7 protein-coding genes are annotated in these 8,618 nt (G+C 51.1%); all 7 read left to right on the top strand.

Annotated features, from left to right (window positions below; translation table 11 throughout):
- Positions 1-238: 238 nt before the first annotated feature.
- The 7 genes from IEX77_RS08010 to IEX77_RS08525 all read left to right on the top strand — a co-directional run bounded on the left by IEX77_RS08010 (position 239) and on the right by IEX77_RS08525 (position 8,466).
- Positions 239-1,825, top strand: a complete 1,587-nt coding sequence (locus IEX77_RS08010; RefSeq protein ID WP_188808456.1) for an FRG domain-containing protein — start codon at positions 239-241, stop codon at positions 1,823-1,825.
- Positions 1,826-2,007: 182 nt separating this feature from the next.
- Positions 2,008-3,339, top strand: a complete 1,332-nt coding sequence (locus tag IEX77_RS08005; protein WP_188808455.1) for a Fic family protein — start codon at positions 2,008-2,010, stop codon at positions 3,337-3,339.
- Positions 3,340-3,395: 56 nt separating this feature from the next.
- Positions 3,396-4,043: a nitroreductase family protein gene (locus IEX77_RS08000; protein WP_229770843.1), complete on the top strand. Its 648-nt coding sequence runs from the start codon at positions 3,396-3,398 to the stop codon at positions 4,041-4,043.
- Complete coding sequence (locus IEX77_RS07995; protein ID WP_188808454.1) at positions 4,043-4,852, top strand: Rossmann-like and DUF2520 domain-containing protein; 810 nt, start codon at positions 4,043-4,045, stop codon at positions 4,850-4,852. The genes IEX77_RS08000 and IEX77_RS07995 overlap by 1 nt, the downstream gene beginning before the upstream one ends.
- Positions 4,853-5,444: 592 nt before the next feature.
- Positions 5,445-7,073: a malolactic enzyme gene (locus tag IEX77_RS07990; RefSeq protein WP_188808453.1), complete on the top strand. Its 1,629-nt coding sequence runs from the start codon at positions 5,445-5,447 to the stop codon at positions 7,071-7,073.
- Between the two features lie 20 nt (positions 7,074-7,093).
- Positions 7,094-8,065 (top strand): AEC family transporter, encoded by a 972-nt coding sequence (locus tag IEX77_RS07985; RefSeq protein ID WP_229770842.1) that lies wholly within the window; start codon positions 7,094-7,096, stop codon positions 8,063-8,065.
- A gap of 275 nt (positions 8,066-8,340) precedes the next feature.
- Positions 8,341-8,466 (top strand): hypothetical protein, encoded by a 126-nt coding sequence (locus tag IEX77_RS08525; protein ID WP_289120127.1) that lies wholly within the window; start codon positions 8,341-8,343, stop codon positions 8,464-8,466.
- Positions 8,467-8,618: the final 152 nt, after the last annotated feature.

The following is an 8,618-nucleotide window of genomic DNA, read 5'->3' as shown; positions in this document are numbered from 1 at the left end:
GGCTTTAGTATAGTTAGTGTAGTATGTACGTAAGAGATGAGTTAGGTGATTTTTCTGAATGTGCGTACTCACTTCTGCTGTCATATCGATCTTCTCACCCATCGCGAGGCGGTGACTGGCTATCCAGCTGGTCACCGCCTCGCTTCGTTTTATACTTACTTGGTGCCGTGAAAACCTTTATCTTTGCGTAGATACCTTGAAAGCCAAGGAATACCATCACAACTTAATCCTTATTTATATGAGTCAAGATAACCATCCCCATGACACAGCTCCTACACCAAACCCTAACTCTGTAGGAAGGGAAAAGGGGGGAAATAATGAGGTGCACTCAGTATCCGATTTTATCGAGAAGATTACTCCAATTCTTGAAGAATGCAATGGTTCTGAAATCTTCTATCGAGGTCATGCTGATATAAGTTGGAAGCTCCAGCCCTCAATTTTTAGGAAGAGTAATAAGGAAGAGAAAGAGGATCAGAGTAATGGGATCAGGAAAGAGCATCTATTATTTCGGGATATGGTGGCACATACACCACAGAGCTTCTCTATCTGTAAGTCGGCCTTAGATTATCTTGTGCAGATGCAGCACTATGAGCTCCCGACACGACTTTTAGATGTATCGACTAATCCACTTGTCGCCTTATATTTTGCCTGCCAGCCTACAAAAGATGACGCATTGGCTGGAGCATTGCATGGTGCTACTGTGGGTGAAAAACTATTTAGGGAGGCTCAAAAAGTAGCCTGTACTATTTTATCTGTTCTTCAAGGGGAGGTTCCTACTGATACTATAGTTGCGGAGGTTGCACAGACTATTATTGAGGCTATTCCCAGTGTTGATGTTGAGCCTGTTAAAGGGGCGATTATGAAGACTATTCTCCCTGATGCCATTTCATGCTCTACCGATATCTCGGCTGATCAGAAAATTCTTGAGGTTGTTGTTGGTAGTCTTGCTGAAGCAGCTACCGCTGCTACGACTGTTTATTCTAGAAGTCTGATCCCTTTGGTTTCCGCTCTGATTGTTGTCCTGTCTGCACCCGGACCTACTTCCGAGTACAGTGATGTCTTTTCTCGTATAGCAGCTGTAACGGGAGCACTAGCTGGCGCAGGAGTTGGAGCTGGTGGAGGTCGAAATGCTACTTCGGTTACTTTTGCTGCGGAGGGGATAGATGCACTTTTTGCAAATAAGCAACTCAATGATCAAGTTAAGTTTGCGATCCTGCGTACAGCTTTGTCTGGGGAGGGTATCGGAGCAGAGGAGGGTGTTAAGGCTATGGCTAGGGATGGAGCCGTTTATCTATTTTCTATTCCCGAGGATAGGACAAAGCACTATGATAGTGACACTGTTTCGGTATTGGCTAATCTTGCTAAGTGTAGCGACCGAGAGATCGATATTTATACTGAGCAAACCAAGGGTGTCGTAAAAGCTAAGGTGCTAGAACAGTTCAATAAGCGGGCTGGCATTCAGATTTTACTTCGCCAAATTAAAGAAGAGAAACCTTACTTTGATCCGCTAATTAGGCCAAATGACTTAAGTAGCATATTTCTAGTGAAGGCAAAGTATGGTAATCCTCGGATAATTAATCAGGCAGGGGCATTCTTTATCTTTGGTCTCGGACTTATTCCCTCAGCTGAAGGTAGAGGGGGACGTTTGACCAAGAGGGTAGATCATGAGATTCCTTCAGATTGGATTAGGTATAAGTTTATTATCCCCAAGGAAAAGAAACCAGATATACTTGATGAATTAGCTCGTATGGGAATTACAGAGTCATATCTCTTCCCCGAAATGGATAAGTATGCAAAGGAGCTGAAGAAGAAGTACGAGCTTTAGGAGTAAGCAGCTCCCTACTTTATAGATTGCGAGGCGGTGACCGGCGGATAGTTGGTCACCGCCTCGCTTCGTTATATACCACTCTCTTGCTTTACTGTGGTTCGCTACTTGTAGTAAGAACTTCAAAATTTATATAGGTTTTGGAGTTTTTCTACCTTTGTGATAAAGCAAATAACCCCGAAATGAGTGCACAAATAGAGGCTCCTCCTGCTCTGACAGCCAAGGAGAAGCAATATATCCTTCGTCATCCTGCCGATGCCCAACTGGAAGCTCTCCTTCGCGAGTGCAATGCTCGCTATGCCTATTGGACAGATATCAAATATCGCCACAAGGCGCTTGAGGAGCCCTTGACTCCGCGTCTACTTTGGGGATATCTCAAGTCCCAGCGCAGGGCTGCGGGCATAGCTATTTCGCCACGCTACGGGCTTCGTCTCTTTGTGACACCTCAGATGCAGGGACAGCTGTATGAGTTGGATCAATTGCTTCAAGCAGATCGCTTCGTGGCGGAGCTAATTCCTCCAGCGCACAAACGTCGCTATCTGATGAGCGCTCTGATGGAGGAGGCTATCCGCTCCAGCCAGATCGAGGGGGCAGCTACGACGCGTAGGGTGGCTAAGGAGATGCTACGTAAGAACATCACACCGCGCGACCGCTCTCAGCGGATGATCCTCAATAACTACCGCACGATGGCACTCCTGCAGGAGCAGCGTGATGCTGAGATGACGGAGGAGCTCCTCTTGCAGATCCACCGCTCGATGGTGCGGGGTACGCTGGAGCGTGCTGCAGATGAAGGGAGATTCCGTACTGCAGAGGATGAAGTGTATGTCGAGCATCAGCTGACACACGAGGTCGTGCACACGCCTCCTCCCGCTACCGAACTCTCAGACTTCATGCAGCTCTTCCTCTCACTCTGCAATGATCGGGAGCAGCCGACTTTCATTCACCCCATTCTGAGAGGGATTATTATTCACTTCCTCATCGGCTATATGCATCCCTTTGTCGATGGGAATGGACGTACGGCGCGTGCGCTCTTCTACTGGTATATGCTTCGCTCTGGCTACTCGCTCTTGGAGTACCTGTCCATCTCGCAGGTCATCTATAAGGGGAAGAGTCAGTATGAAGAGGCTTACCTCAAGGTGGAGACGGATGATCTTGATCTGGGGTACTTTGTACAATATCATCTCAGGGTACTACGTCTCTCCATCGAAAGCTTCAAGCGCTATGCCGAGCAGAAGCTCAAGGAGCAGGAGTGCCTTACGCCGATCCTACGCATCGGGGGGCTCAATGAGCGCCAGATGCAGATCCTTAGGCTCTACCAAGAGAGTGAGTCTCTGGTACTCACAGGGCGTGAGGTCGAGCAGCGCTTTGGAGTCTCACAGCCCACAGCTAAGTCTGACTTGAAGGGCCTTGTTCGACAAGGCTTCTTGGATGAGATCGCCTACAATAAGGTCAAGCGTGGATACCTCAAGAGTTCGCGCTTCGATGAGCTCCTCGACGAAGCTTCGGTACGGTGACCAGCGGCTCGCTGAGCTAAGTCTTCGTACCTTTATGCCGTAAATACATTATAGATATGACCAAAGACCAATCCTTGCTCCGTGAAGGCGAGCACCTCTTGAGCGAAATCAAGAGCCTCGGAGAGGAACTCCTCGCCGAGAGCAATGAGCCCGCCCTCCTCCCCGCTATATATACGCGCCGCTCCATCCGTAAGTTCGTCGACACCCCGCTGACGGGCGACGAAGTGCAGGTCCTCCTTGAGGCTGGGCTGCGTGCGCCTTCGTCGAAGAACAAGCACACGACGCAGTTCGTCCTCGTCGAAGATCGTGAGACGCTTGACCGCCTCAGCCGTATGCGCGAGAGCGGGGCGCTCTTCCTCCAGCAGGTGCCCTTAGGCATCGTCGTGCTGGGTTCGCCGATGGAGTGTGAGCGCTGGATCGCTGATGCTTCGCTGGCAGCGGGCTATATCCAGCTGCAGGCAGAGGCCCTTGGCCTCGGTTCGTGCTGGGCAGATGCCTACGGATGCTATACGGGCGCTGGTCAGGAGTCTGCCGAATACGTGCGCAATGTCCTCGATATCCCCTATCAGCTTGAGGTGCTTTGTATCCTCGCCATCGGGCATAAGGCGGGCGAAGCTGCGCCCCGCCCCACGGAGACGCTGAAGTGGGAGAAGATCCATATCGGTCGCTATCAGATGGCCGAAGAGCCTACGGAAGAGGCCTAATGACGGCAGAGCGTATTGTCCTCCTGGGGGCAGGGCGTGTGGCGACGCACCTATCGCGTGCGCTGAAGGCCTATGCCCCTGAGCGCAGGATCGTACAGATCTATAGCCCTGGAGGGCATTCGGCTCGACGGCTTGCCGAGAGCCTCGGGGGCGATGTAGAGGTGGCGAGCCGTGTGGACGAACTCGATCGCACGGCAGACTGCTACCTCTTCGCCGTCCCCGACACGGCTATCGCCGAGGTCGCTGAGAGCCTCTCTGCACACGAGGTGGGTCGTGATGCCCTATGGGTGCACGTCTCGGGAGCTACGCCGCTGGAGGCGCTCTCGCACTGTCATCGGGACGCTGCCGTGCTCTATCCGCTGCAGACTTTCTCCGAAGGGCGCGAGCTGGACTTCCGCAAGGTGCCCCTCTATCTCGAGGGGACGACCCCCGAAGCGAAGACGGCTGTGGAGGCGCTTGGCCGTGAGCTGAGCGACGTCGTCGCCTGGGCTACGAGCGAGCAGCGTCAGGTGCTACATATCGCCGCCGTCATCGCGTGCAACTTCTCCAACTACCTCATCGGTAGGGCTGAGAGCCTGCTCACATCGCAGGGGCTCCCGCCAAAAGCCATCCTTCCTCTGCTGGATGAGATGAATGAGAAGCTGCATCATCTGCCTGCCGTAGAGGCGCAGACGGGGCCCGCACAGCGCGGTGACAGGGAGACGATTCGCCGACATCAAGCGTTTCTTATAGGGAGTGGTGAGGCAGAACTCGCCGCCCTCTATGACGAGCTGAGCACTGCCATTCAGCATATCTATGGAACGATATAGTTGGTAATCAAATAAAATTTTTAATTTTGTCCCGCTAAAAACGGGAGGACACCCTTAGGGGGGACTCTCCCAGCACATAGAAATATTGTCATGGGCGTCGTGAGACGGCCATCAGGTCTCTTAGGAATCATACCTTCTGGGTTACGGGAAGATTGCGTTTGGTGTTCGTAGTGTGGTAAGGTGTGATCACCGAGGGCCTACTTTAGGCGTGTGACTTTGAAAGCTTCGGCTCTCAGGTCACACGCTTTCTGTTTTTAGTGGGTTCGGCCCTTCTGCTGATGCGCCTCGCTGCACCTTCTATTATAGGGGGAAGGGAGGAAGCTCCGCAGGATGGTTTGCGAACCAGTACTGGTCGATGATAGTAACCAGTACTGGTCGCGCGCGTGACCAGTACTGCTCACTCTCACGACCAGTACTGCTTCATTTTGCCCTCCTCGAGAGCCCGCTCTGGATCGGAGGGTGGGAGGGTGGACTTCTCTTGGCTGACGCGCGAGGTGTGGAGCAATTGGCAATTCCAGAAAAATTACTACCTTCCGAGCATGAAGCAACGAAATCGGCTTCAAGATTATCGAACCAATAAATAACAACAAGTATGAAGACAGCACAGGAAATTATAAACAACCCCTTTATCAATAAGGGGACTGCGTTTACGCTGGAGGAAAGAAAGGCGCTCAAGCTCGTGGGAGTTCTACCAACTGTCGTCCAGACCTTGGAACAGCAGGTAGCACAGACCTACCAAGAGTTTCAGAAGAAAGTTAGCGATCTGGAAAAGCGAGTTTATCTGATGACGCTCTTCAATACGAACCGAACCTTGTTCTATGCTTTGATGTCACAACACGTAGAGGAGTTCATGCCTATCGTCTATGATCCCACGGTTGCGGATGCAATTCGGCAATACGACGAGTTGTTTATGAAACCTCAAGACGCCGCTTTTCTCTCCATTGACCACCCGGATGAGATAGAAGAGGCTTTGAAGAACGCAGCCGGTGATCGCGATATTCGTCTGATTGTCGTCACCGATGCCGAAGAGATTTTAGGTATAGGAGACTGGGGAATTGGCGGAGTCGCCATCTCCATTGGCAAACTCATGGTCTATACGGCTGCTGCTGGTATCAATCCGAATCAAGTGCTACCCTTGGTGCTGGATGTCGGGACCAATAACAAACAACTAATTGAAGATCCTCTCTATCTGGGCAATAGACATCCTCGTGTACGTGGAGAGGCGTATTATGACTTCGTAGACAAGTTCGTATCTACAGCCGAGCGCCTATTCCCACGGCTATATTTGCATTGGGAAGACTTCGGCAGGTCTAATGCCGCCACCATTCTAGAGAAATACCGGAACCGCATTACCACATTCAACGATGACGTCCAAGGAACGGGCATTGTAGCATTGGCAGGTATCCTTGGCGCATTAGAAATTTCTAAAGAAAAGTTCACCGACCAGCGAGTGATGGTCTTTGGTGCTGGTACGGCAGGAGTTGGTATTGCGACCCAGATTTCAGAGGAATTCAAGCAGCAGGGACTATCAGACTCCGAAGCCCGAGCACGTATCTACCTGGTCGACAAGCAAGGACTTCTGTTTGAAGACACCGAAGATCTAACAGAAGGGCAGAAGCATTTCGTGCGCCAACGTGCCGAGTTTGACAATGCCTCATCACTCACAGACCTCTATCATGCCGTGAAGGCCGTGCACCCAAGCGTGCTGATCGGCACCTCTACCACGCCGGGGATGTTCAGTGAGGAAGTTGTCAAGGAAATGGCTTCGGTAGTGAAACGACCGATAATATTCCCACTATCTAACCCAACAGAGCTAGCAGAAGCCACTGCAAAGGATCTTATCCACTGGACAGATGGTCGTGCGCTCATTGCAACAGGCGTCCCAAGCGCTCCGGTTGTCTACAACGGCATTACCTACAACATCGGGCAGGCCAACAATGCTTTGATGTATCCGGGGCTTGGGCTCGGCATCATCGCTTCCACTGCGAAATTGGTAACCCAAACCCTGCTCTCTGAGGCAGCCCACGCACTTGGCGGAATTGTTGACACTTCTAAGCCGGGTGCGGCCGTACTCCCCCCCGTCGAAAAGCTGACAGAATTCTCTGAGCACATCGCCATAGTGGTGGCAGAGTCCGCCATAAAGCAAGGGCTTACCCGTGAAAAGATAGAAGATGCTCGCAAAGCTATTAAGGCTGCGAAGTGGTATCCAAAGTACGAATAGGATACAAATTCAAAAAGGCCATGAGTATGTTATTCCAAAGTATACAAAGTGTACTGGTAATCATTCTGATTATCGCCTTGGGGTACGTGCTGCAGCAAAGGAGATGGTTTGGAGAAGAGTTCCCTAAAAACATCTCCTGTCTTATCACAGATATAGCCCTACCCGCTTCCATATTCTCCTCCGTATTGAAATATCTTTCACGAAGCGAATTGCTATCTCTAGGTAGCAGTCTGATATACCCAATGGGAGGGGTGGCAATAGCATACATCGTGGCTATTGTATTGGCAAAGGTATTGAAAGTGCGCCCCGGACGTCGGGGTACATTTATCAATACCATTGCCAATGCAAATACAATATTCATCGGCTTGCCTCTCAACATTGCCCTCTTTGGAGAGAATAGCATGCCCTATTTTCTTGTTTACTATGTTACCAATACGGTGTCGACTTGGGTTGTAGGCATTTTCTTCATAAAGGCCGATGACCCTACAAAGACCTCAAATAGCAAAACGCAGCACCTCAACATAAAGCAGATTCTCCCTGCTCCATTGATTGGGTTCTTCGTAGCAATCCTCTTCCTAATAGTCGGCATCCCTATTCCATCCTTTATAGACCAGACCTTCACCTACGTGGGCAACATTGTCACCCCCTTGGCCTTGCTTTATATAGGGATCATGCTATTCAATTCAAAGTTGTCATCGATCCGCTTCGACCGTGACACCATAGTAGCTCTTCTTGGGAGATTTATTCTCTCTCCTCTGGCCATCATCGGTCTCCTGCTGTTAGGAGGGTATTTAGGGCATGGGCTCAGCGTAGGTTTGAAAGAGACATTGATTGTCCAGTCGGCAACTCCGGCCTTGGCCATCCTTCCGGTCTTGGCAGCCTCTTCACATGGCGACACTCAATACGCCACCAATGTTGTTACAACGAGCACACTGTTGTTTGTATTCATCATTCCCATTATCATGTTTATCATGCCTTACATCATACATTAGGGAAAGGCGTTCTTCGGGGCAGCGAAATTTTAAGGTTTCACAAAAGAAGTAAGAGACCGCTCCCCCTCGCCCCACGGATTGTACCTTTGCGGCGAAAGGAGCGAAGCCCTCCTTACCCACCCCCAACCGCTATCCCGAGCCCTCGTCGATTGGTTCGAAGAGAATGCCCGAGAGCTCCCATGGCGCACCACTCGTAACCCCTACCACATTTGGCTCTCGGAGGTCATACTGCACAAACGCGCGTAAACCAAGGGCTCGACTACTTTCTTCGCTTTGTGGAAGCCTTCCCCTCCGTTACCGACCTGGCACAAGCCTCCGAAGATCAGGTACTCAGCCTATGGCAGGGACTTGGCTACTACAGCCGAGCGCACAACCTCCATCGTGCAGCACACAAGTTATAGCCACGAAGCATCAGGGGATATTCCCCAAAGATTTTGCCTCGATACGTGCTCTACCCCGGGGGGGCGACTACACCGCCGGAGCCATTGCCTCGTTTGCCTTTGATCTCCCTTACCCGGCCGTGGATGGCAATGTACTGCGCGTGATCAGCCGG

Origin of the sequence: Porphyromonas pasteri (assembly GCF_014647755.1) — a bacterium.
Lineage (GTDB): Bacteria > Bacteroidota > Bacteroidia > Bacteroidales > Porphyromonadaceae > Porphyromonas > Porphyromonas pasteri.
This window is presented reverse-complemented; position numbering and strand designations above follow the sequence as displayed.